The organism is Xanthomonas sp. BRIP62418, assembly GCF_003993495.1.
In the GTDB taxonomy this organism is placed as follows: domain Bacteria; phylum Pseudomonadota; class Gammaproteobacteria; order Xanthomonadales; family Xanthomonadaceae; genus Xanthomonas; species Xanthomonas euroxanthea.
Genome location: NZ_QEZG01000025.1, coordinates 1 through 20161, shown reverse-complemented (window position 1 = coordinate 20161; position 20161 = coordinate 1). Strand labels below are relative to the sequence as shown.

Annotated in this window: 20 protein-coding genes and 1 other RNA gene; 13 read left to right on the top strand and 8 right to left on the bottom strand. The window is 66.5% G+C overall.

Going from position 1 to position 20161, the window contains the following annotated elements; translation table 11 throughout:
* Positions 1-57: 57 nt before the first annotated feature.
* The 4 genes from EO174_RS03295 to EO174_RS03275 all read right to left on the bottom strand — a co-directional run bounded on the left by EO174_RS03295 (position 58) and on the right by EO174_RS03275 (position 3823).
* The gene (locus EO174_RS03295; RefSeq protein WP_126942193.1) at positions 58-666 is read right to left on the bottom strand and encodes a hypothetical protein; all 609 of its coding nucleotides are present in this window, start codon (positions 664-666) and stop codon (positions 58-60) included.
* Positions 667-701: 35 nt separating this feature from the next.
* On the bottom strand, positions 702-1304 hold the full coding sequence (locus EO174_RS03290) for a 2'-5' RNA ligase family protein (protein WP_126942190.1): 603 nt from the start codon (positions 1302-1304) through the stop codon (positions 702-704).
* 253 nt (positions 1305-1557) lie between these two features.
* Entirely contained in the window at positions 1558-2013 is a 456-nt protein-coding gene (locus EO174_RS03285; RefSeq protein WP_016903501.1) for a PA2169 family four-helix-bundle protein, read from the bottom strand.
* 601 nt (positions 2014-2614) lie between these two features.
* Positions 2615-3823 (bottom strand): MFS transporter, encoded by a 1209-nt coding sequence (locus EO174_RS03275; RefSeq protein ID WP_164739067.1) that lies wholly within the window; start codon positions 3821-3823, stop codon positions 2615-2617.
* Between the two features lie 246 nt (positions 3824-4069).
* On the opposite strand from EO174_RS03275, the gene EO174_RS03270 reads away from it, so the two are divergent.
* The 4 genes from EO174_RS03270 to EO174_RS03255 all read left to right on the top strand — a co-directional run bounded on the left by EO174_RS03270 (position 4070) and on the right by EO174_RS03255 (position 7721).
* Positions 4070-5164: an alkene reductase gene (locus tag EO174_RS03270; RefSeq protein ID WP_104583441.1), complete on the top strand. Its 1095-nt coding sequence runs from the start codon at positions 4070-4072 to the stop codon at positions 5162-5164.
* A 59-nt stretch (positions 5165-5223) separates the two neighbouring features.
* A non-coding RNA gene (locus EO174_RS03265) (sX9 sRNA) lies at positions 5224-5286 on the top strand.
* Positions 5287-5645: 359 nt separating this feature from the next.
* Positions 5646-6701 (top strand): L,D-transpeptidase, encoded by a 1056-nt coding sequence (locus EO174_RS03260; protein ID WP_126942288.1) that lies wholly within the window; start codon positions 5646-5648, stop codon positions 6699-6701.
* 231 nt (positions 6702-6932) lie between these two features.
* The gene (locus EO174_RS03255) at positions 6933-7721 is read left to right on the top strand and encodes a hypothetical protein (RefSeq protein ID WP_241235879.1); all 789 of its coding nucleotides are present in this window, start codon (positions 6933-6935) and stop codon (positions 7719-7721) included.
* A 111-nt stretch (positions 7722-7832) separates the two neighbouring features.
* Here the strand turns inward: EO174_RS03255 and EO174_RS03250 are convergent, their stop codons facing one another.
* Positions 7833-8168: a zinc ribbon domain-containing protein YjdM gene (locus EO174_RS03250; protein WP_047130753.1), complete on the bottom strand. Its 336-nt coding sequence runs from the start codon at positions 8166-8168 to the stop codon at positions 7833-7835.
* A gap of 98 nt (positions 8169-8266) precedes the next feature.
* On the opposite strand from EO174_RS03250, the gene EO174_RS03245 reads away from it, so the two are divergent.
* The 5 genes from EO174_RS03245 (at position 8267) to EO174_RS03225 (ending at position 12860) form a co-directional block, all read left to right on the top strand.
* Positions 8267-9319, top strand: coding sequence for a cation diffusion facilitator family transporter (locus EO174_RS03245; protein ID WP_104583444.1), 1053 nt, complete (start codon positions 8267-8269; stop codon positions 9317-9319).
* Positions 9320-9603: 284 nt separating this feature from the next.
* The gene (locus EO174_RS03240) at positions 9604-10077 is read left to right on the top strand and encodes a peptidylprolyl isomerase (protein ID WP_047130752.1); all 474 of its coding nucleotides are present in this window, start codon (positions 9604-9606) and stop codon (positions 10075-10077) included.
* A gap of 124 nt (positions 10078-10201) precedes the next feature.
* On the top strand, positions 10202-11578 hold the full coding sequence (locus EO174_RS03235; RefSeq protein WP_115676434.1) for an Hsp70 family protein: 1377 nt from the start codon (positions 10202-10204) through the stop codon (positions 11576-11578).
* Between the two features lie 189 nt (positions 11579-11767).
* Positions 11768-11953 (top strand): hypothetical protein, encoded by a 186-nt coding sequence (locus EO174_RS03230; protein WP_010366034.1) that lies wholly within the window; start codon positions 11768-11770, stop codon positions 11951-11953.
* A 313-nt stretch (positions 11954-12266) separates the two neighbouring features.
* The gene (locus EO174_RS03225; protein WP_164740067.1) at positions 12267-12860 is read left to right on the top strand and encodes a mechanosensitive ion channel family protein; all 594 of its coding nucleotides are present in this window, start codon (positions 12267-12269) and stop codon (positions 12858-12860) included.
* 173 nt (positions 12861-13033) lie between these two features.
* On the opposite strand, the gene EO174_RS03220 is transcribed toward EO174_RS03225, so the two are convergent.
* A complete protein-coding gene (locus tag EO174_RS03220) occupies positions 13034-13300 on the bottom strand; it encodes a DksA/TraR family C4-type zinc finger protein (protein WP_115676432.1) in 267 nt (88 codons plus the stop codon).
* Positions 13301-13431: 131 nt separating this feature from the next.
* Between EO174_RS03220 and EO174_RS03215 the strand changes: the two genes are divergently transcribed.
* Positions 13432-13686: a DUF2789 domain-containing protein gene (locus EO174_RS03215; protein ID WP_104583448.1), complete on the top strand. Its 255-nt coding sequence runs from the start codon at positions 13432-13434 to the stop codon at positions 13684-13686.
* Positions 13687-13860: 174 nt separating this feature from the next.
* Here EO174_RS03215 and EO174_RS03210 read toward each other — a convergent pair whose 3' ends face one another.
* Positions 13861-14034: a DUF1328 domain-containing protein gene (locus EO174_RS03210; protein WP_003489471.1), complete on the bottom strand. Its 174-nt coding sequence runs from the start codon at positions 14032-14034 to the stop codon at positions 13861-13863.
* Positions 14035-14209: 175 nt separating this feature from the next.
* Between EO174_RS03210 and EO174_RS03205 the strand changes: the two genes are divergently transcribed.
* The 3 genes from EO174_RS03205 (at position 14210) to EO174_RS03195 (ending at position 17431) form a co-directional block, all read left to right on the top strand.
* A complete protein-coding gene (locus EO174_RS03205) occupies positions 14210-14737 on the top strand; it encodes a M48 family metallopeptidase (RefSeq protein ID WP_104583449.1) in 528 nt (175 codons plus the stop codon).
* Positions 14738-14923: 186 nt separating this feature from the next.
* On the top strand, positions 14924-16174 hold the full coding sequence (locus EO174_RS03200) for a 2OG-Fe(II) oxygenase (protein ID WP_126942181.1): 1251 nt from the start codon (positions 14924-14926) through the stop codon (positions 16172-16174).
* A 156-nt stretch (positions 16175-16330) separates the two neighbouring features.
* Positions 16331-17431, top strand: a complete 1101-nt coding sequence (locus EO174_RS03195; RefSeq protein WP_104583451.1) for a Glu/Leu/Phe/Val dehydrogenase dimerization domain-containing protein — start codon at positions 16331-16333, stop codon at positions 17429-17431.
* Positions 17432-17507: 76 nt separating this feature from the next.
* Here EO174_RS03195 and EO174_RS03190 read toward each other — a convergent pair.
* On the bottom strand, positions 17508-20161 hold a 2654-nt coding region (locus EO174_RS03190; RefSeq protein WP_126942178.1), incomplete at its 5' end, for a S8 family serine peptidase.

Sequence of the window (20161 nt, the reverse complement as noted above, 5' to 3'; positions counted from 1 at the left end):
CATTGTAGCGTGCGCCACCAGCGCGCCCGGATGAACCGCCTGGCCCCGTGTGCCGGGTCAGCGCCCCAGCCGCCGCCGCAGATTGGCCCGTGCCGCAGCGTCGTAGCGCGCATGAAAGTCGTCGCTCAGAAAGATGCGCGGACGCTCCAGCAGGCCGGCCAGGAACCGCCTGCGATTGAGCCGGAACAACAGGCTGGGCACATGCCCGCGGTATTCGACGGCAATGGCCTGGTCGTAGGCATCGAACACCGCCGCCGGTGCGGCCAGGATCGCCATGTCGCAATCCAGGAACAACGCCGCTTCGGCATCCACATCCGACGGCTGCAGTTGTCCGTGGCGTGCGGTCAGCAGGATCAGGTGCTGCACGCGCTGCAGATCCACCGACACCTGCGGCCACCAGCGCGGGATGCAGTCCGCCGCCCACCTGGCCGATTCCGCCTCGTTGTCGCTGCGCCCGGGTTGATACACCGCATCGTGGAACAGCACCGCCAACCAGACTTCGACCGGCTGCTGCCAGCCCGGCCCGGCGGCGACCTCGGCGTAATGCTGCAGCAGCGCGCGCACATGACCGAAGTGGTGATAGGCGCGCGGCGGCGTGGCATAGGCCTGTTCGAGCGCGGCCAGGTGCTCGGGCTGCAATGGCAGTGGTATGGTGGTGGCGTCCATGCACGCAGGCTACCGCGGACGCACCTGCCCGCGCATCAGCGCAGCGACCACTGCCCTTCGAGCTGGTAACGCGACTGGCCCAGAAAGCTGCGCACCAGCGCGAACTCGCGCACCGTCCACGCCAGCGCCTCGCAGCGCCGTTGCGGCAACGACTGGTTGCAATACAGCAGCGTCATATGCGGCGTGTACTGCGCATCGCCGGCAATGCCCGCATGCGCCAGTTGCCGGCCCAACGCGCCCTGCAGTTCGTACAGCCCGCGCACCTTGTCTTCGCCACGCAGCACGCACGGCAACTGCGAACGTCGTCCCCCGAAGGTGCCCACCCGATCGAACTCCACCGCGAACGCGTCCATTGCCACGCGCCCGGCCGCCTGACTGGCACGGCTCACCAACGACGGCGGCAAGCCGCCCGCGTAATCACCCAGATGATGCAGGGTCACATGCAAGCGTTCGCGCGCCAGCGGCCTGCCATCGACCTGTCCACCATGCAGCAGCCCATCGGCAATCGCCGCGGCGCGCTGGGCAGTCGATGCATCGGCCATCACCGCGAAGAACAGGCGCTCGGTGGTCTTCTCCTCGCCAAGGCCAAGCGACAGCTGCGCCTCGGCCGAGGACAGGTACAGGAACTGCTGTTTCATGGGCTGATTCCACGACCGCGTACGCGGACCTGCCGGAAGAAGGGCGGCGGATACTAGCAGACCAACTGCGTGCGTGACACGCCTTCAACATCCACGCCACGACGTGGAACGCGCGCAATGCGTGGAACAAGAACAGTGTCACTGGCTGCGCGTGGCACAAAAAGAAACGGGCAGCTCGCGCTGCCCGTTTCCGCCTTTATCGGTTCACTCCACAAGCTGCATCACAGGGATGCGCCTGGGTCACGCGCGCAGGTTATGCGGCGCTCTTCATCGCATGCTTGCGGTTACGCATCACGTCATGACAGGCGCGCACTTCCGGCAGCAGACGCAGTGCGGCGTCGCGTGCGGCGGCCGGGGTGTCCTGATCGGCGATGGTTTCATCGAATGCCTTCAGCAAACGATCTTCGGACTCTTCCAGTTCGGCCACATAGCCATACTTGGTGTCGCCCAGGGTTGCGCGCACCTTGCCGTAGAACTGCTGCATGCTGCCGACCATGGTGCCGCTGGTTTCCGGCTTGCCACCGACCGAGGCGACGACGCTGCTCAGGTTGCTGACGATGTCGGACTTCACACCGGCGATGCGGCGGAACAGCGTTGCAAGTTCCGCATCGCCCACCTTGGCAGCAGCTTCTTCGTAGAAGTCCTTGCCGTCGCGGGAAATGGCGATGAGGTCGTTGAGGCTGTGCTCGGTCTTGCTCTGAATGCTCATGTGTCGCTCCTGGTTACGATGGGCCAGCGCTGCGCGAGTCGAAAAGGCGCTTGCGCTGGCTTTCGGGGGATGAGGCAATCAATGGATCGATTGCATGCATTGCGTTGTGTACGGCCTTAGCTTGGCGGGCCACCCATAATCGAGATGTGAGTGCGGTGGCGATTGTCCTCACGCGATCATGCAGGCAATGAATGGCGATTCATCGATGCCAAGAATGAGTCAAGCTATTTCGGCTGCCGGCTCGCCCACATGTTGTCGACCAGATTGGGATACGGCCGGCCAGCCTCCTCCGCACGCTGTCTGGCAGCGGTTTTCTGGGCAGCGGTCAGCGGCGTGGACGCGGACCTCCCCTTGGGCTTCGGGCGCTTCCATGGAGGTGGGATGAAGTCGGTCATGGCGCTGTACGGTCCGCTCGCAATGAAGCATGCAGTCTCGATGTCGGGCCGTGAGTCGGCCGTGGATGGAGCCCTGCATCCTGGATGTGCAACTGCATCGCGACGGGTACGACCGCTATCCATGCTGCCACTCATCACGGCAACGGCAGCATGTGGCAGAGCAGGCCGGATAACCGCCTGCGCCACCGCGCCCAAGCCGCTGCGCTTCAGCAGCTCGCCAGCGCCGTCCGCTGCCGGCGTTCCTGCCAGACCGCCAGGGCATACACCAGCAAACCGCCCAGCGCAGTGGCCGCGCCCACGTAGCCGGTCGAGGTCCAGCCCCACCCGGCCGTGATCGCCATGCCACCCAACCATGGGCCCAGCGCGTTGGCGGTATTGAACGCGGCATGGTTGGACGCCGCCGCCAGGGTCTGCGCCTCTGCGGCCACATCCATCAGCCGCGTCTGCAGTGCAGGTGCCAGCGCACCCATGGTGCCGACCGCCACGATCGACACGAATACCCACAGGCCCGACTGCGCGGCCAACGGGAAGGTCAACATCACCACCACCGACCACACCAGCAACACCGGTACCGCACGGAACTGCATGCGATCGAACAGCCAGCCGCCCAGGATGCTGCCGAGCACGCCGCCGACACCGAACGCCACCATTGCCAGCGGAATCCGCGCCGGCGCCACGCCGGTCACTGCGGTCAGGGTGGGCGCCAGATAACTGAAGACGCAGAACATGCCGGAAAAACCCACCGCGCCGATCGCCAGGGCCAGCCACACCTGCGGCTGGTTGAAGGCCCGCAGCTCGCGCAGCGGCTGTTGGCGCGGCTCGTCCGGCGCGGGCGGCAAGCGTGATGCCACTGCGGCGACCGTGCACAACGCAAGCACCGATACCGCCGCGTAGGCCCAACGCCAGCTCACGATCTGGCCCAGCCAGGTCGCCAACGGATTGCCCACCAGCAAAGCGATGCTCAGGCCCAGCAACACCCGGCCCACCGCAGTGGCGCGCTGATTGGGCGGGCTGATCGACGCGGCGACCAATGAAGCAACGCCGAAGTAGGCGCCATGCGGCAAGCCGGCGATAAACCGGCACAGCAACATCGTGTGGTAGCTCGGCGCCAGCGCACTGGCGAGATTGCCCAGCGCGTAGAACACCATCAACAGCAGCAACAAGGTGCGCCGCGGCCAGCGGGCGCCGACAATCGCCAGCAACGGCGCACCGACCACCACACCCAATGCATAGGCGCTGATCACATGGCCGACCTGCGGCTCGCTGATCTGCAGGCCCTGCGCGATCTGGGTCATCAGCCCCATGGTGGAAAATTCGCTGATGCCGATCGCAAAGCCACCCATCGCCAACGCAAACAGGATCAGCACGTAATCGCGCCGGGACACACGCGGCGTTGAAAGATCGGTATCGGACATGCCCGACTCCAGGATGACGGGGCGGCTTATTATTGTGCAACGCAGCAATCGACGAAAGCGCGGCGCCTGCTGCGATTCAGCGCCAGGCCCCAGCACATCACAGTTTGGCCGATCCCGTCGCGACAGAAGACGCTGTGTCCTATCGCTATCGCTCGAATCCGCTTTGGTCCGCCACCATCGCTAGGGGGCACTCGCGATCGGCGCGGTGTCGCGCACGGCGCGTGATCCACACCCAATTGGTTGCTGATGTCCACATCCACTGAATCCCCATTGTTCTCACCGGTGCGCCTGGGCGCGCTGGATCTTGCCAACCGCGTGATCATGGCGCCGCTGACGCGCAATCGCGCCGTCGCCGGGCAGGTGCCCTCGCCGCTCGCCGCCGAGTACTACGGCCAACGCGCCAGTGCCGGATTGATCGTGGCCGAAGGCACGCAGATCAGCCCGCTGGGCCAGGGCTATCTGGATACGCCCGGCATCCACACCGCCGCGCAGGTCCAGGGCTGGCGTGCGGTCACCGATGAAGTGCATCGTCGTGGCGGCAAGATCGTGTTGCAGCTGTGGCATGTGGGCCGCGTCTCGCATACCAGCGTGCTGCCGCCAGGCGAATCGCCGGTGGCGCCCAGCGCCATCCGCGCCGAGGGCAAGACCTACACCAAGGATGGCTTCCAGGATGTCTCCGAGCCGCGCGCGCTGGCGCTGGACGAAATCCCCGCCTTGATCGAGGACTACCGCATCGCCGCGCGCAATGCCATCGACGCCGGCTTCGACGGCGTGGAAGTCCATGCGGCCAACGGCTACCTGCTCGACCAGTTCCTGCGTGACGGCTCCAACCAGCGCACCGACGCGTACGGCGGCGACATCGAAAACCGGACCCGCCTGCTGACCGAAGTGATGCAGGCCATTGCCGACGAGATCGGTGCCGAGCGCACCGGCGTGCGGCTGTCGCCGGTCACTCCGGTGTACGGCATGCACGACTCCGACCCGCAGCCCTTGTTCGAACGTGCGGTTGAGCGTCTCAACCTGATCGGCGGGCTGGCCTTCGTGCACGTGATCGAAGGCGCAACCGGCGGTGCGCGCGACAACGTCGCCTTCGACTACGCCGCGCTGCGCGCCAGGTTCGACGGCGCCTGGATCGCCAACAACAGCTACGACAAGGCTCTGTCCGAGAAAGCCCTCGACAGCGGCTACGCCGATGCGATCGCCTTCGGCCGTCCCTTCATCGCCAACCCGGACCTGGTGCGTCGCCTGCGCGAGAACGCCCCGCTGGCCGATGTCGACCAGGCCACGCTGTACGGCGGCGGTGCCAAGGGCTATATCGACTACCCCGCCCTGCCGGACTAAGAGCGCTGCAGCACTACCGCGCCGCCGCCGGGCGGGGGCGGCCGGTGCGCGGAACCGGCATCACGTCGGTTCCTCCGCGCCGTCCGCACCCATCTGACAACGGCTCGCTATGTTCATCAGCCGCTGTAAGGCACACCGGTTGCGCTCGGCATCAAGCGAGCGCAGCCGCTGCGGCAGATCGGTCCGTCCATGCATGCAGCGCGGCCCCAGGCCTCGGGCAGCCCCGTGCGTCTTGCATGCGCCAAGCGCCCTGCTGCCGGATCGCGATGCGGCGGCCATCGGGCACCTGCCCACTCAATCATTGAACCAGCGCGCAACACCACGCGCTTGTGCGTGTTACGCAACAGGCTGGCGACGACGCATACGTATCCATGGCAACGCGCTTGCAACGCCGATGCCTTCGCACCGTCGCACTATCGGCAGCAACCACATGACGCGCGCACCCGGCCCCGCTAGGATCATGCCGACACTGTTTTCTGGACTGCCGATGCGGCCCCTGTTCACTGCTGTTCTCTTCTGCACGTTGCTGATCTGCGGGCAAGCGTCTGCCGTGCCGTTCTGGGGCGCGCGCCAGTCAAGCCCTGCGGAAACGGCGCCGGCCGACCTCAAGCCGGGCGAATGGATCTGGGGCGGCGTCAGCAAGGGCTGGGGACCGATGGCGGTGATCGTCAGCCTCACCGAGCAACGCGCCTATGCGTATCGCAACGGCATCCTGATCGGCATTTCCACCATCAGCTCCGGCAAGCCCGGGCACGAGACACCGACCGGTGTGTTCACCATCCTGCAGAAGGACAAGGACCACCGCTCCAATCTCTACAACGCCGCGCCGATGCCGTATCAGCAACGCCTGACCTGGGACGGCGTGGCCCTGCACGCAGGCGGCCTGCCCGGGTATCCGGAATCGCATGGCTGCGTGCACCTGCCGTCGGAATTCGCGCGGCTGCTGTTCGACAACTCCAACATGGGCATGGTGGTGGTGGTTGCGCAGGCCGGCGTGGATGCCGACGCGGTGGTGCATCCACGCGCGCTCAGCCCGATCGACCCCACCACCGGCGCGCAGCGTGCGTTGCTGCCGCTACCCAACGGCCAGACCTTTGCGTGGCAACCGGAACTGGCGCCCACCGGCCCGATCTCGATGCTGGTCAGCAGCAGCGATCAGCAGCTGGTGGTGTATCGCAACGGCGTGGAAATCGGACGCGCGCAGGTGGCATTGCGCGCACAGACCGGTGCCGCGCCGCTGGGCACGCAGGCGTTCATCGTCGGCCAGGGCTTCCTGCCTGGCGAGGTGCCTGGCCTGCCCGGTCAACGCATGCCCAACTGGATGCGCATCGGCATCCCCGGCAGCAATGCCGCGGCAGGACAGCCGCTGGATGCCGCCACCATCGCCCGGCTGCAGGTACCGCCGGCATTCCTGGCAGGCCTGCTGCCGCTGTTGACGCCTGGCGTGGTGCTGGTCGCCACCGATCAACGCATCCTTCCCGAAACCACCGGCGGCAAGCTGCAGGTGCTGGATTCGGATCCGCCCGAGGCGCCCTGAGCGCAGGCTGCGCCGCGTTATCGCGCCGGCGAGTTGCAAGCTGCGCGTGAGGTTGCGCGCGCACATGCTTGCAGCCCAGCATCGGCAGGCACTCGTATGCGCTGGCGGTGCCGAGCGCTGGCCGCCCGCCCGGCGCTGTTGAGCGCGCGACCCGACGCGCGTTGCTGCGATTGTCAGCGCGACCTGCCTGGCAGATGATGCAGACATCCCTCATTGCCAAGGATGTGCGTGATGCGTTTACTCACTGCGGTTCTGCTCGGCAGCACGCTATTCGGTTACGCGTCCTCCACGGCAGCGGCCGAGCCGCTGCGCCCTGCCGCACCGAACGCCGAGTGCCTGGATGCGCGCAAGGTGACGGAACTGCATCAAGCCGATCCGCGCACGCTGGCGGTGGCCGAACAAGGCGGACGGCTGTTCCGCATCAGTCTGGCGCAGGACTGCCCGCAGCTGGCCGCACGCGCGGATGCGCGCCTGCTGGCGGCGCACGGCTGGGTCTGCAACGGTGCGCCGGCATACGTGAGCTCGGGCCAGCAGCACTGCGCGGTCAGCCAGATCGCCAGCTTGAGTGCGCGCGAGTACGCCAGCGCGGCGCGGCAACGCGACAGCATTATCCCGACCCTGGACGGGGTCAGCGTGCGCGAAGCGCGCCGGCGCAATTTCGCCGGCTCGTCCAGCTACTGCTTCAACCCCAGCATGCTGCGTTCGTGGTCGGAAGACGGCCAGGGGCTGGTGGTGGAAGTGTCGCCACGTCACCCCGGCACGCATCGCCACTACCGCGTCGAACTGATGGACAGCTGCCGCGAACTCAGCGGCGCGCCGCCGATTCGCTTCGTCTCCGGCATGGGCTTGAACGCGATCTGCGGCAATCCCGGCGACAAGGTCGATGTGCTCGACGAAATGGCACTTGCCGGCGCAGCTGCCGGATCCGGCCAGCAGGGCGACTTGAGCACCACCCGCGGCGGCCTGGCTGCGCGGATGCGCCAGAGTTGCATGGTCGCGGCGGTGTATCCGCGCGACTGAGCGTGCCGCAACGTAGGAGCGCGCTTGCGCGCGAGGGAGCGTTATCGATGCGCCCCATCGCGCGCTAGCGCGCTCCTAACACACGCTACATGCGGCGCCCCCGCAACAGCCTCAGGCCTTGCGCAGGAAACAGGTCTTCAACACCAGCCCCTTGATCTTTTCCGAATTGCCTTCGATGTGCTCGGCATCGTCTTCGACCAGGCGGATGTTGCGGATAAGCGTGCCCTGCTTGAGCGGAATCGACGAACCCTTGACCTTCAGGTCCTTGATCACGGTCACCGTGTCGCCGGCCTGCAGCAGGTTGCCGTTGCTGTCGCGCACCACCGTCGTGGTCGCGGCGGATTCGCCGGCGCTCCACTCGAAGCCGCAGTCTGCGCAAATCCACAACGCGCCATCGGCATAGGTATTGTCCAGGCCACATTGCGGGCAGGCGGGAACGGGAGACATGCGATTCCTGAGAGTTGAAACGGGTGTGAATTGTAGCCTCCCTGCCGCGCGATCACGTCTCCGGCACGGCACCAGCGCGATAGTGCGGCGCTTGTCGAATGCCCTGCAGGTCGCGCGTGTCCAACCCATCGGTTCCCCAAGCCCCCGGCGCTGCGCCAGGACCCACCGAGCCCGCGGCTGGCGAACCGGGCGCGGCAAAAAAAACCGGCTCGCATCTGGTGGTCTACGTCGCGCTGGCCGGCAACCTTGCCATCGCGGTCGCAAAATTCATTGCCGCAGGGATTTCGGGCAGCTCGGCGATGCTCAGCGAAGGCGTGCACTCGCTGGTGGATACCGTCAACGAAGTCCTGCTGCTGTACGGCCTGCGCCGCGCAGCGCAGGCACCGACGCCGACCCATCCGTTCGGATACGGGCGCGAGCTGTACTTCTGGAGTTTCATCGTTGCGCTGCTGGTGTTCGCGATGGGCGCAGGCGTGTCGCTGTACGAAGGCATCGTGCATCTGCGCAACCCCGAGCCGGCCAAGAGCCATCTGGTCGCCTACATCGTGCTCGGCGTGTCGATCGTGTTCGAAGGCATTTCCTGGGTGGTGGCGCTGCGCGAATTCCGCGCCAAGAAGGGCCGCATGGGGTATTTCCAGGCATTCCGGCAGAGCAAGGACCCCAGCACGTTCACCGTGCTGCTGGAAGACAGCGCCGCCTTGATCGGCTTGTTCATGGCGGTACTGGGCCTGGCCGGCGCGCAATTGCTAGACATGCCCGAGCTCGATGGCATCGCCTCGATCGGCATCGCCTGCGTACTGGCCTTCACCGCATTCCTGTTGGCGCGCGAAACCAAGGGCCTGCTGATCGGCGAACCCGCGCATGCGCACGTCACCGAATCGCTGCTGCGCATTGCCGCCAGCGATCCGGACGTGCGTGCCGCCAATGGCGTATTGACCATGCAGATGGGCCCGAACCAGGTGGTCGCCGCCCTGAGCGCCGAGTTCGAGGACAGCCGCACCACCCCGCAGATCGAGGCCTGCGTCGGGCGCATCGAAGCGGCCGCCAAACGCCAGCACCCCGAACTCACCGCGCTGTTCATCAAGCCGCAGACACCGGAAACCTGGCATGCGCGGCGTGTCCAGATGGAACAGGGTGCCGAGAAGGAATAGCGCGCTGCAGGCCGTGGATTGCGCGCGATGCGATGCGATCCGATGCGGCCAACCGCTGCACAGTAATGCGCATGGCGCTGCTGACGTTCGAGCACCGATGCAGCGCCAGGAATGGGCCGCATCGCAGAGCTGACATCGTCACCACCAAGCTGATCCTCGCCATAACCGCCGCCGCGGCTGCGGTTGCATCGCCCGGGGCGATTGCCTACGGTAGGCGGGCACCAACTCCTGGCGTCGTGAGTCAGCCGACGCATCCCACTCGATCATCAGCATGGAGGTTTCCGATGGAAATCAGCCAGGGTCGCGTTGCGACCATTCATTACACCCTTTCCGACGACAGCGGACAGGTCCTGGACCGTTCGACGCCAGACACACCCCTGAGCTATCTGCACGGCGCCGGCAACATCGTGCCCGGCCTGGAACAGGCGCTGGACGGCAAGCGCAGCGGCGAGACGCTCACTGCCGACGTGGTGCCCGAACAAGGCTACGGGCCGCGCCACGCGCAGCTGATCCAGCAGGTGCCGCGCGCGGCATTCCCGACCGATGTCGAGGTCGTGCCGGGCGTGCAGTTCGAGGCGCGCACGCAGCAGGGCCCGGTGCTGGTCACCGTCACCGAGGTCGGCCCGGAACAGGTCACCGTCGACGGCAACCATCCGCTGGCCGGGCAGACCCTGCACTTTGCGGTCGAAGTCGTCGACGTGCGCGAAGCCACCACCGAAGAACTGAACGAAGGCCAGGTCGCCAGCGTCGCTGCCTGACCCTGCGTGCCGCGTGCCGGCGGGCATGCGGCACGTCGCTTGCTGCGACGTCCGAACGCAGGGCGATGGGCGTCGCCGGCGGCAGAAGTAGTAAAGTGCGCGGCCCGCTCACAGGCCCGTCCGCATGAAACTCGGCATCGACTTCGGTACCAGCAATTCCGCCGCCGCGGCAATCGTCGATGGCCAGGTGGTGCCGGTGCGCTTCGGCGAGGCCTTGCAGTTCCGCACCACGGTGTATTTCCCCGACACGATGCGCGACCCGGACGATTTCAGCCTGACCCCGGCGCTGGAATACGAGGTCGAACGGCTGATCGACTCCGGCCGTCGCGACGCGGCCGCGGCCGGCCGCACCTCCAGCACCGAGAGCCTGCGCCGCGACGCGATCCGCATCGTGCGCCGCCAATGGATGGAAGAGCAGGTGCGCGAGCCGCGCAGCTCCGCCGCCCTGCTGCAGAACGCGGTCTACGGCGACGAAGCGCTGGATGCGTACTTCCTGGAAGGCGAAGGCAGCCTGGTGCAGAGCCCCAAATCGATGCTGGGCTACAACCTGCATCCGCGCGCGCGCCAGACCATCACCGGCATCGCCACGCACGTGCTGGAGCACATCCGGCTCACCGCCTCGCGCCAGTTCGACATCAACATCCGCAGCGCCACGCTGGGCCGCCCGGTGCAGTTCCGCAGTTCCATCGGCGAGGCCGGCAACGCGCAGGCGCTGGAAATCCTGCAGACCGCCGCGATCGCCGCCGGCTTCGACCAGGTGGATTTCCTCGAAGAACCCGCAGCGGCCGCGATGCACTACCACGTCAGTCACGACAGCCGCCACGACACCGTGGTGGTGGACATCGGCGGCGGCACCACCGACATCGCCCATGCCAGCGTCGGCGGCAGCACCGCGCCGCAGGTCCACCGTGCCTGGGGCATCGCGCGCGGCGGTACCGACATCGATCTGGCGCTCAGCCTGGCCGCCTACATGCCGCTGTTCGGCCGCGGCATCACCCGCGTGCCCACCCACCACTACGTGGAAGCGGCGATGGTGCAGGACATGACCCGCCAGCGCGAATTCCGCCTGCACAAGTACCAGGACGTCCCCGCCCCGTTCGACAAGCGCCTGCAGGCGCTGCAGGACACCGGCAATACCGCACGCCTGTACCGCGGCGTGGAAGCCTGCAAGATCGCACTCAGCGAACGCGACCGGCATCAGGCCGCACTGGACTTCATCGAACGCGGGCTGGACGTGGAGGTGCAGGCCAGCGCGCTGGTTGCGTCTGCTTCCAACTATCTGGGCGAACTGGAAGGCTTGCTCGCACAGGTTCGTGCCGACCTGGCTGCGCCGCCCGCGACACTGTTCCTGACCGGCGGCATGTCGCGCGCCGGCTATATCCGCGACACGGTGGCAGCCGTGTTCCCGGAATCGCGCCTGGTGCAGGGCGACCCGTCCTTTGGCGTGGTGCAGGGCCTGGCCTGGGCAGCGGCCGCCGGGGCCCGCCCGTCGGGCGGTTAAGGCAACCTGCGCTCGCATCCCTTATAATGCACGGTTGCTGCATGATGCTTAGCCGTCTTGTCAGCAAGGCACGCTTGCCGTGCCACCGCGATTGCGCACCGAACGCGACCGCACCTCTCGACACCGCTTCCGCGCGCGCCACCCTATCCGCACGCGGTGTCATTGCACTTCCCCGCTACAGGAGGCCACATGGCACGTCCCGCGACCAAGCAGAAATCCCAGCCCAGCATCGCTCGCAGCGAAGGCAAGTCGCAGCCGCTCAGTCGTGAGCGCATCGCTGCCGACATCGCCGCGTTCCGCAAGACCGGCGGCCGGATCGAAGTGCTCACCACCAACTTCGGCCCTGCGCGTAACGACGGCGACAAGATCGCTTAAGCGTTACCCGCAATCGAAAAGCGTTGAACCGACGTGCCACCGCAAGGTGGCACGTTCGTTTCCGGCCCTGGGCGTTGCGGGCGTCCGGCATCGTCATCGATGCGCCCTCGACCCACATGCGATGCCAGCCCGATGGCGCCATCGCCGGTCCCCAGCGGCAACGCCGCGGCGATATGCGCGATCCCGCAAGCCATCGCTGCAGCCATGAGTGCGCCCTGCCGTCGCCACCGCTGCGCGCACATTCACCCCGCGCACCGGCCGCGCAACGACGGCCCCGTTACAATGAGGGTTCTCCAAGAACCTGCACGATGTGATGTCCGCGTCCGACGCTTTGCCCACGATGATCCGTAGCCTGCTGCCGCACTGGAACCCGCAGTGGCTGACCGTCGCCGTAGTGACGGTGCAGATCGTGTTGATCCTCGGCGTTGCCGCACTGGTTCGGCTGCTGCTGCGGCAAGTGCTGCGACGCCTATGTACGCGCTACAGCCTGCCGGCGGAAATGATGATCGGCATCCGTCGCGTGGGCAGCTTCGTCATTTCCGTCACTGCGGTGCTGACGGTACTGAACGTGCTGGGTGTCTCCAGCGGCACCTTGTGGACGGCGTTCACCGGATTTGCGGCAGTTGGTGCAGTGGCGTTCTTCGCGGCATGGAGCGTGCTGTCCAATATCTTCTGCACATTCCTGATCATCACCACGCGCCCGTTCCGCCTGCACGACCATATCGAACTGCTGGAAGGCGGCGACAAGCCCGGCCTGAAGGGCCGGGTGATCGACATCAACGTGATTTACACGACCCTGGAAGAAACCGGCGACCACGCCGGTAGCGTGCTGCAGGTGCCCAACAGCCTGTTCTTCCAGCGCACCACGCGGCGCTGGCGCGAGACCAGCCACTTCAACCCCAACTGAGCGTAGGCGCCAGCAGTGCCCGATAACACCTGGCCGGCAGCTCCCAGATGCGCGGTCGGCGCATCAGCTGCCGCGGCGTACCAGCGGCAAGGGCCGTCCGTAGCACCGGCCGCGCCCGCTTTTGCGCCTAGCCCAGTCGTCGGTTGGCCGCGCTGGAACGCCCCTCATGGCAATCAACGCAGCTGGCTGTCCTTGCTGCCACGACGGTTGTAGCCGCCTTGCGCGGCCTGCTCCTGGTCATGCGCCTGCTGACAATTCACGCATAAATGCACCCCCGGCACCGCCTTGCGGCGTGCCTCGGGAATGGGGGCATCGCATTCTTCGCAATGCGTCAGGCTCGGGCCTTGCGGCAGCTGGCTCCGCGCGCGCTTGATCGCATCCTCGACGGTCGCATCGATCTGGTCCTGCACCGCCCCATCACCTGCCCATCCGGTCGCCATGATCGCCTCGGCTTGTCTGCTCAGAATTGGAATATGGGCATGCGCACTGGCAAATCCAAGCCACACGTGCACAGTGCGCTCAAATCAGGTGCTTTAGCATCCGCTCATCCGCACTCTTCGAGGAAGTCGCAATGGAACAACCCGTCCACCCGTTCTCCGAACTATTTGCGCAGTTGGGCCTGCCATCGGACGAAGTCAGCATTCGCGGCTTCATCGATGAACACTCCCCGCTGCCGGGCGACATGCGTCTGGAAGAGGCGCCCTTCTGGACGCCGGCACAGGCGCAGCTGTTGCGTGAAGAACGCCTCGACGATGCCGACTGGATCGTGACCATCGATCAACTCAATATTGCGCTGCATACCACTGCCGAGAACACCGGCGTCTGATCTGCGCACGCGAGCAGCGATCGCCCTGCACTCGACCTCGCTCGCGGCCTCGCTGTCGTTATCTCGGTTCAGCAGATGGCAGGAACAAAAAAGGAGCGGCCAGTGGCCGCTCCTTCTGCTTTCCGGGTGATGCGGCCGGCACGCAAAGCGCACGCCGCAGCCACGCCCTGCGGGTCAGGTCACCTTCTTGGCGATCGTCATGCCGAGCACGAACAGCACGATGGCGATGATGATGCCGGCCCAGAACAGGAACTTGGCAATCCCCATCGCAGCGCCTGCCATGCCGCCAAATCCGAGCGCACCGGCAATCAGTCCGATGATGGCGAAAATAATGGCCCACTTGATCATGTTTGTTGTCTCCTCATCCGGCACGGTGCCGTGTTCAGTCGTGTGCTTGCGCGGTCGTGCCGCAAAACATGCGCTGCACGCTACGCATCCGGATGTGCCGCATTCGTGAATACGCCTGACACACGACGCCACATTCGTGCATGCACAGTCGCCAGCAGCACCCGCATCGGCGATCATGCGCACTTCGCAGCAATCGATTGGCATGGACACTCTTCGCTACCTCGCCGGTTACCCGCCCGCCGTGCTGGATCAGGTACGCGAGCTGATCGCGCAGGACAAACTCGCACTGGTGCTGGCACGCCGCTACCCGGATCGCCACACGATCCGCAGCGACCGGCAGTTGTACGACTACGTCAAGGCCATGAAGGAGCGCTACATGCGCTCTTCGCCCACCGTGCACAAGGCGCTCTACGACAACCATCTGCAGGTGGTGAAGCATGCACTGGGCACGCACACGGCGATCTCGCGCGTCCACGGCAGCCGCCTCAAGGCCAGCCGCGAGATCCGCATCGCCTCGGTCTTCCGCGACGCGCCCGAACCGTTCCTGCAGATGATCGTCGCCCACGAGCTGGCGCACCTGAAAGAAGCCGACCACAACAAGGCCTTCTACCAGCTGTGCAACCACATGCGCCCGGACTACCACCAACTGGAGTTCGACCTGCGCCTGTATCTGACCCAGCTGGCGCTGTCCACGGACGCCTGATCGCGCACCGGCAAGCGAAGGCAGCGCGGCCAGGTCGCCGCCCGTCCGTGGCGGCCGGTTGCCAGGCCGGCAAGCACCATCTGCACCGATCACCGGCACTGCTGCCCTCCACCTGGCCTCGGGCATCATCCGCGCCCGCCCGAGGCCAGGCACGACAGGGGTGCCGGCCTCTCCTAGAATGCGGCCATGCAGGCACCGTCCCTCCAGCAGCTCACCGATGCCGCGCAGACCGCGCAACCTGCAGCAATGACGGCGTTGGCACATGCGTTGGTGCGCATGGGGCAGGCCGAGCAGGCGCTGGACTGGTACACGCGTAGTGCAGCCGCAGGCGATGCCAGCGCGCAGATCGAAGCCGGCCGCATGCTGGCCTACGGTGTCGGGTGCGAGGTGGACGTGGCCCAGGCGCTGACCCACTGGCAGCAGGCCGAACGCCAGGATGTGGCGGCAGCGCGCTATCTGTTGGCGACCCTGGCCGTCACCGACAACCCTGTGGCGCTGGACGTGCAGGCAACCTCTCGCCTACGGGCCGCAGCCGCTGCCGACCATCCGCCTGCGTTGCGCGCGCTGGCCATCCAGCATGGCCGGATCGATCACCCCACGCAGCAACGCCGCTGCGTTGCCTTGCTGGAGCGCGCGGCCGCAGCCGGCGATGCAGTGGCGGCCGCGCTGCTGGCCGGGCGCCTGCTGCGTGGCGAAGGTGTCCCGCCGCAGCCCGACGCCGCGGCCCAGCTGCTGCGGCAATTGCAACCGCTGGGCATTGCCGCGCCGCCTGCCGTGCGGATCACGCCCCCGGATCCGGGCGGCGACGGTCAGCGCATCGGTTTCGCTGCCCGACACATCGCCACGCGCCGCCATGACGCGCCCATGATCGAAGAAATCTCCGGCGTGCTGTCTGCCGACGAGTGCCGCTTGTTGATGTTGCTGGCGCGACCGCACCTGCGCGCCTCCGAGGTGGTCGACCCCGACGATGCCAGCACACGCCGCGCGCCGATCCGCACCAGCCGCGGCGCCACGCTGGATCCGATCCTCGAAGACTTTGCCGCGCGTGCGGCGCAGGCGCGCGTGGCGGCCTGCGCGCAGCTGCCGTTGACCCATGCCGAAGCGCTGTCGGTGCTGTGCTACGCGCCGGGTGAGCAGTATCGTGCGCATCGCGACTACCTGCCGCCCGGCACGATCGCCGCCGACCGCCCCGCTGCCGGCAATCGCCTGCGCACCGCCTGCGTCTACCTCAACGACGTCGACGCAGGTGGCGACACCGACTTCCCGGTCGCGGGCGTGCGTGTGCGTCCACGTGCCGGGTCGGTGGTGTGCTTTGACAATCTGCACGCCGATGGCCGCCCCGACCCCGACTCGCTGCACGCCGGCCTGCCGGTCAGCGCAGGGACGAAATGGCTGGGAACCCTGTGGTTTCGGCAGCGGCGCTATCGGCATTGGTGAACAGATTCATACACCAGCCCCCGCCGACGTGGTTTAAAATGTTGCAGCGCGACGTGATCGGACAGGGTCTGCAGACGTCGCGTTTTTGTTTCCCATTGCACGGGTTCCGGCCCGGCCTCAGGGAAGGCACATCACGCAGCCCCCGCGGAGCCTTCGATGCTTTTCGAAACCCTCGACACCACCGGCCACGAGCAGGTGATCTTCTGTCACAACCGCGACGCCGGCCTGAAAGCGATCATCGCCTTGCACAGCACCCGTCTCGGGCCTGCGCTGGGTGGCGTGCGCATGCGCCCCTACCCCAATAGCGAGGCGGCGCTCAACGATGCGCTGCGGCTCAGCCGCACCATGACCTACAAGAACGCGCTGGCCGGATTGAATGTGGGCGGCGGCAAGGCGGTGATCATCGGCGACCCCAAAAGCGACAAGAGCGAAGCGCTGTTTCGCGCGTTCGGCCGCTTTGTCGACACCCTGGGCGGACGCTACATCACCTCCGAGGACGTCGGCACCGACGTCAACGACATGGAACAGATCTATCTGGAGAGCGAGTACGTCACCGGCGTGCACCAGGTGCACCGCGGCTCCGGCGACCCGGCCCCGTTCACCGCCTATGGCGCGTTGCAGGCACTGATGGCCTCGCTCAATCGCAGGCTCGGCCACGAGGAAGTCGGCAAGGCCAGTATCGCGATCCAGGGCCTGGGCCATATCGGCATGGAGCTGGTGAAACTGCTCAAGGAACGCGGCGCCAAACTCTATGTGGCCGACCTAAATCCGGCGCTGGTGGACCGCGCGGTGGCCGAATACGGCGCCGAAGCGGTGAGCATCGAGGAGATCTACCAGGTGCCGGCCGATGTGTTCGCACCGTGCGCGCTGGAAGGGGCGATCAACGAAGACACACTGCCGCGGCTGAAGGCCAAGATCATCTGTGGCACCGCCAACAACCAGCTTGCCAGTGCTGCCATCGGCGAAGAGCTGCACAAGCGCGGCATCCTGTATGCGCCCGATTACGTGGTCAATGCCGGCGGCGTGATGAATGTGTCGCTGGAGATCGACGGCTACAACCGCGAACGCGCGATGCGCCTGATCCGCAGCATCTATCACAACCTGGAAAAGGTGTTCGACCTGTCCACCCGCTTGGGCGTCGCGCCGCAGCAGGCAGCCGACCAGATTGCCGAGGCGCGGATCGAGGCCATCAGCAAGCTCAAACTGCCGCTGGGCCGCACCGCACCGCGCTTTCTGCACAAGCTGCGCGGCGAGTGATCCACCTGCCCAGGCACGTTGCCTGGACAGGTGCACCACCGATCACACACCAACGTTCACCCATGCAACGCGCCGATCAGAAATCGGCGCTATAGCGCAGGCTCAGCGCGCGATCGTCACCGCGCTCGCCCACCCGCTGGTCATAGCCGAAACGCAACTGGCTCTGCTGTCCCAACGGCGCGGCCGCGGTGATGCCGAACAGCCCACCCGAGCGCGCCGGCTGCATGCCGCGCAATGGCGCCCATGCATCCACGCCGATGAAGCTGGCATCGAGCATCAGACCTTCGCTGCTCAACGCCTGCTGCCATTCGGCATAACCGCCGAGCTGCACGCCGCGCCAGCGATAGGCCGAACGCACGCCGGCCAGCACCTGGGTGCGCGAGGACGTGCTGGCATCGGCACGCAAGCCGAAGCCGTCGCCACCGCTTTCGCGGAATCCTTCGCTGCGCAGGCGCACGTAATCCAGGCCCATGTAAGGCGTCAGGCTGGCGCGCGCGCCGCCCAGGCGATACCCGGTTTCCAGGTTGCCGCTGAGGTAATTGCCGCTGTAGTCGCTGAAGGCATTGCTGCGCTCTTCGCCCAGTTGCAGGCTGCGCTCGATCTGCCGGTTGACGTTGCCGAAACCCAGCTGGCCCAGCGTGTACGCCGTCCCCAGCGTGGTGCCCCAGTACAGCTGCCCCTGCACCTGCCGGTCGCGCCCGCGTGCGCCGTCCAGATCGCCCAGGCTGCTGGAGCGCGTTTCGCCGAAGGCAAAACCGGTGACTGCGCCGGACGCCAGGCGCAGGTCGTTGCCCATCATCCACCCCGAAGTGGCGAATCCCGCGGTGGTCACCCCACCCTCGCCCGGCCCGCCCAGCGCACGCTGCCAGACGCCCAGCAGGCGCGACTGCTGCGATACCCCATCGAAATGCGCGGCCAACGCACGCCTGCCCAGATCGATGGTGTCGAAGGTCATCGCTGCCGACTCGGCATGCGCACGGCCGGACAGACTCCGCAGCGAATCGGCGGCAGCCCTGGCATCCGGTGACTGCTGCAAGGCCGCTGCGGCGCGGATAAAGCCGCTGCTGATGCCGCCAGTGCCCTGCAGCTGTTGCGCATCCACCTGCTGGAATGCCTGCTCGACACGGATTGCCGAATCCATCGCCGCCGTGCCGGTCATGCCCAGCGTGGCGGCAACGGCGGTGGCATTCAAACTGCGCAGGGCAAGGTAGGCCGTATTGCTGTCGTAGGTCAGCGAGGCATCCAGAAAGGTCACGGCCGCGCCGCGGCTGAGCGTATCGAAGGTGCCCTGCAGCCCGCTGCTGGCCTGCAACAGCGTGTAGGTGGTGTTGTCGACCACGTAATCGCGGCGACCGAGCACCTGCAGATCGCCGGCAATCGTCGCGGTCCCGATCACGTTCACCCGGTCGCCCACGTTCAGGGCCAGGCGACCGTCGCTGGCCTGGGTGTAGTTGCCCGCGATCGACAGCGTCGCACTGTTGACCTGTAACGTGCCGGCATTATCGACGCGTCCGCCGATCCTGCCTGCGCCGATCAACGCCGCACCATTGGCAATGCCCACGCGCGCACTCTGCAGGCTGGCCGTCTGCAAGGTGCCCTCCAGCACCTGGGTGTCGCCGTTGAACGTATTGGCCCCACTGCTCAACACCAGCGTGCCGGTGCCGCGTTTGGTCAGGCCACCTGTGCCACTGATGTCGTTGGCCCAGGTGGAACGCAAGGTGTTGACGGTGACATCCACCGTGCCCCAATCCAAGCGCGCCGGCCCCAGCACCGCCTTGCCGACATTGAGCAGGCCGTAGCCGAAGGTCGGGTCGACACCGGCCGCGCCCAGATCGGTCGCCGTTCCCAATAGCGTCTGCCGCACCAGGTCGTTGTTGAAGTACGGAAACGCCTGCCACACCAGCGCAGCCGCACCGGACACCAGCGGTGCGGCAAACGAGGTGCCGCTGCCATAGAAATAACGGAGATTGCTGGCGGTGGCATCGGGGTCGAGGAACATCGAGGTGCCCGGCGCCACCAGGCAATAGCGCATCGCCACGCCGCAGGCATTGGAATACGACGCCAGCTGCGTGGGATTGGCGGTATCCAGTGCGCCGACGACCAGCCAGCCGCGCTCCAGATCGGCGGCCGGCAGCGTGCCGTTCGGGCCCACCTGGCTGGGCAGCGCGGCGGTATCGGACGGTTGCGATCTGGATTCGTTACCCGACGCGAACACCACCAGCCCATCGTTGCCGATGACGAACGGCCGGTATTCCTGCGCGATCTGGTTGGTGACGGCCGGGTCGTTCCAATACAGCCCGCCCCACGAGTTGTTCATGATGCGCACGCCTGCATTGACCAGATCGGCATGCACCGGCGCCAGGCCAAGCGGACCATCGACCTGGTTGCCTTCGCCGCTGCCATCATCGTCCGGCGCTTCGTCGTTGATGATGCGGGCGGACACCAGGCCCGCGCCGCTGGCGATGCCGCCCGGCCACTGGCCCACTGCGCGCCCGGCCGCCAATTGCGCCACGACGGTGCCGTGGCCCACCACATCGCCAGCGGCGACGTTGTTCGTGCGCGGATCCACATAGATGAAGCTGTCGCTGACCCGCCCCTGCAGGGCCGGATGATTGGTATTGATGCCGGTATCGATCACGCCGATGCGATATCCCGCGCCGGTGAACCCCAATGCCTGCGCGGCGCGTGCGTTGGTCAGCGTCAAATGCGCATCGATTGCAGGTTCCGGCG

What these genes read in the sequence shown, in the direction of transcription:
- EO174_RS03295 (WP_126942193.1), bottom strand. Translation starts at nt 666, where the DNA reads ATGGACGCCACCACCATACCACTGCCATTGCAGCCCGAGCACCTGGCC.
- EO174_RS03290 (WP_126942190.1), bottom strand. Translation starts at nt 1,304, where the DNA reads ATGAAACAGCAGTTCCTGTACCTGTCCTCGGCCGAGGCGCAGCTGTCG.
- EO174_RS03285 (WP_016903501.1), bottom strand. Translation starts at nt 2,013, where the DNA reads ATGAGCATTCAGAGCAAGACCGAGCACAGCCTCAACGACCTCATCGCC.
- EO174_RS03275 (WP_164739067.1), bottom strand. Translation starts at nt 3,823, where the DNA reads ATGTCCGATACCGATCTTTCAACGCCGCGTGTGTCCCGGCGCGATTAC.
- EO174_RS03270 (WP_104583441.1), top strand. Translation starts at nt 4,070, where the DNA reads ATGTCCACATCCACTGAATCCCCATTGTTCTCACCGGTGCGCCTGGGC.
- EO174_RS03255 (WP_241235879.1), top strand. Translation starts at nt 6,933, where the DNA reads ATGCGTTTACTCACTGCGGTTCTGCTCGGCAGCACGCTATTCGGTTAC.
- EO174_RS03250 (WP_047130753.1), bottom strand. Translation starts at nt 8,168, where the DNA reads ATGTCTCCCGTTCCCGCCTGCCCGCAATGTGGCCTGGACAATACCTAT.
- EO174_RS03245 (WP_104583444.1), top strand. Translation starts at nt 8,267, where the DNA reads ATGCCCTGCAGGTCGCGCGTGTCCAACCCATCGGTTCCCCAAGCCCCC.
- EO174_RS03240 (WP_047130752.1), top strand. Translation starts at nt 9,604, where the DNA reads ATGGAAATCAGCCAGGGTCGCGTTGCGACCATTCATTACACCCTTTCC.
- EO174_RS03235 (WP_115676434.1), top strand. Translation starts at nt 10,202, where the DNA reads ATGAAACTCGGCATCGACTTCGGTACCAGCAATTCCGCCGCCGCGGCA.
- EO174_RS03230 (WP_010366034.1), top strand. Translation starts at nt 11,768, where the DNA reads ATGGCACGTCCCGCGACCAAGCAGAAATCCCAGCCCAGCATCGCTCGC.
- EO174_RS03225 (WP_164740067.1), top strand. Translation starts at nt 12,267, where the DNA reads ATGTCCGCGTCCGACGCTTTGCCCACGATGATCCGTAGCCTGCTGCCG.
- EO174_RS03220 (WP_115676432.1), bottom strand. Translation starts at nt 13,300, where the DNA reads ATGGCGACCGGATGGGCAGGTGATGGGGCGGTGCAGGACCAGATCGAT.
- EO174_RS03215 (WP_104583448.1), top strand. Translation starts at nt 13,432, where the DNA reads ATGGAACAACCCGTCCACCCGTTCTCCGAACTATTTGCGCAGTTGGGC.
- EO174_RS03210 (WP_003489471.1), bottom strand. Translation starts at nt 14,034, where the DNA reads ATGATCAAGTGGGCCATTATTTTCGCCATCATCGGACTGATTGCCGGT.
- EO174_RS03205 (WP_104583449.1), top strand. Translation starts at nt 14,210, where the DNA reads ATGCGCACTTCGCAGCAATCGATTGGCATGGACACTCTTCGCTACCTC.
- EO174_RS03200 (WP_126942181.1), top strand. Translation starts at nt 14,924, where the DNA reads ATGCAGGCACCGTCCCTCCAGCAGCTCACCGATGCCGCGCAGACCGCG.
- EO174_RS03195 (WP_104583451.1), top strand. Translation starts at nt 16,331, where the DNA reads ATGCTTTTCGAAACCCTCGACACCACCGGCCACGAGCAGGTGATCTTC.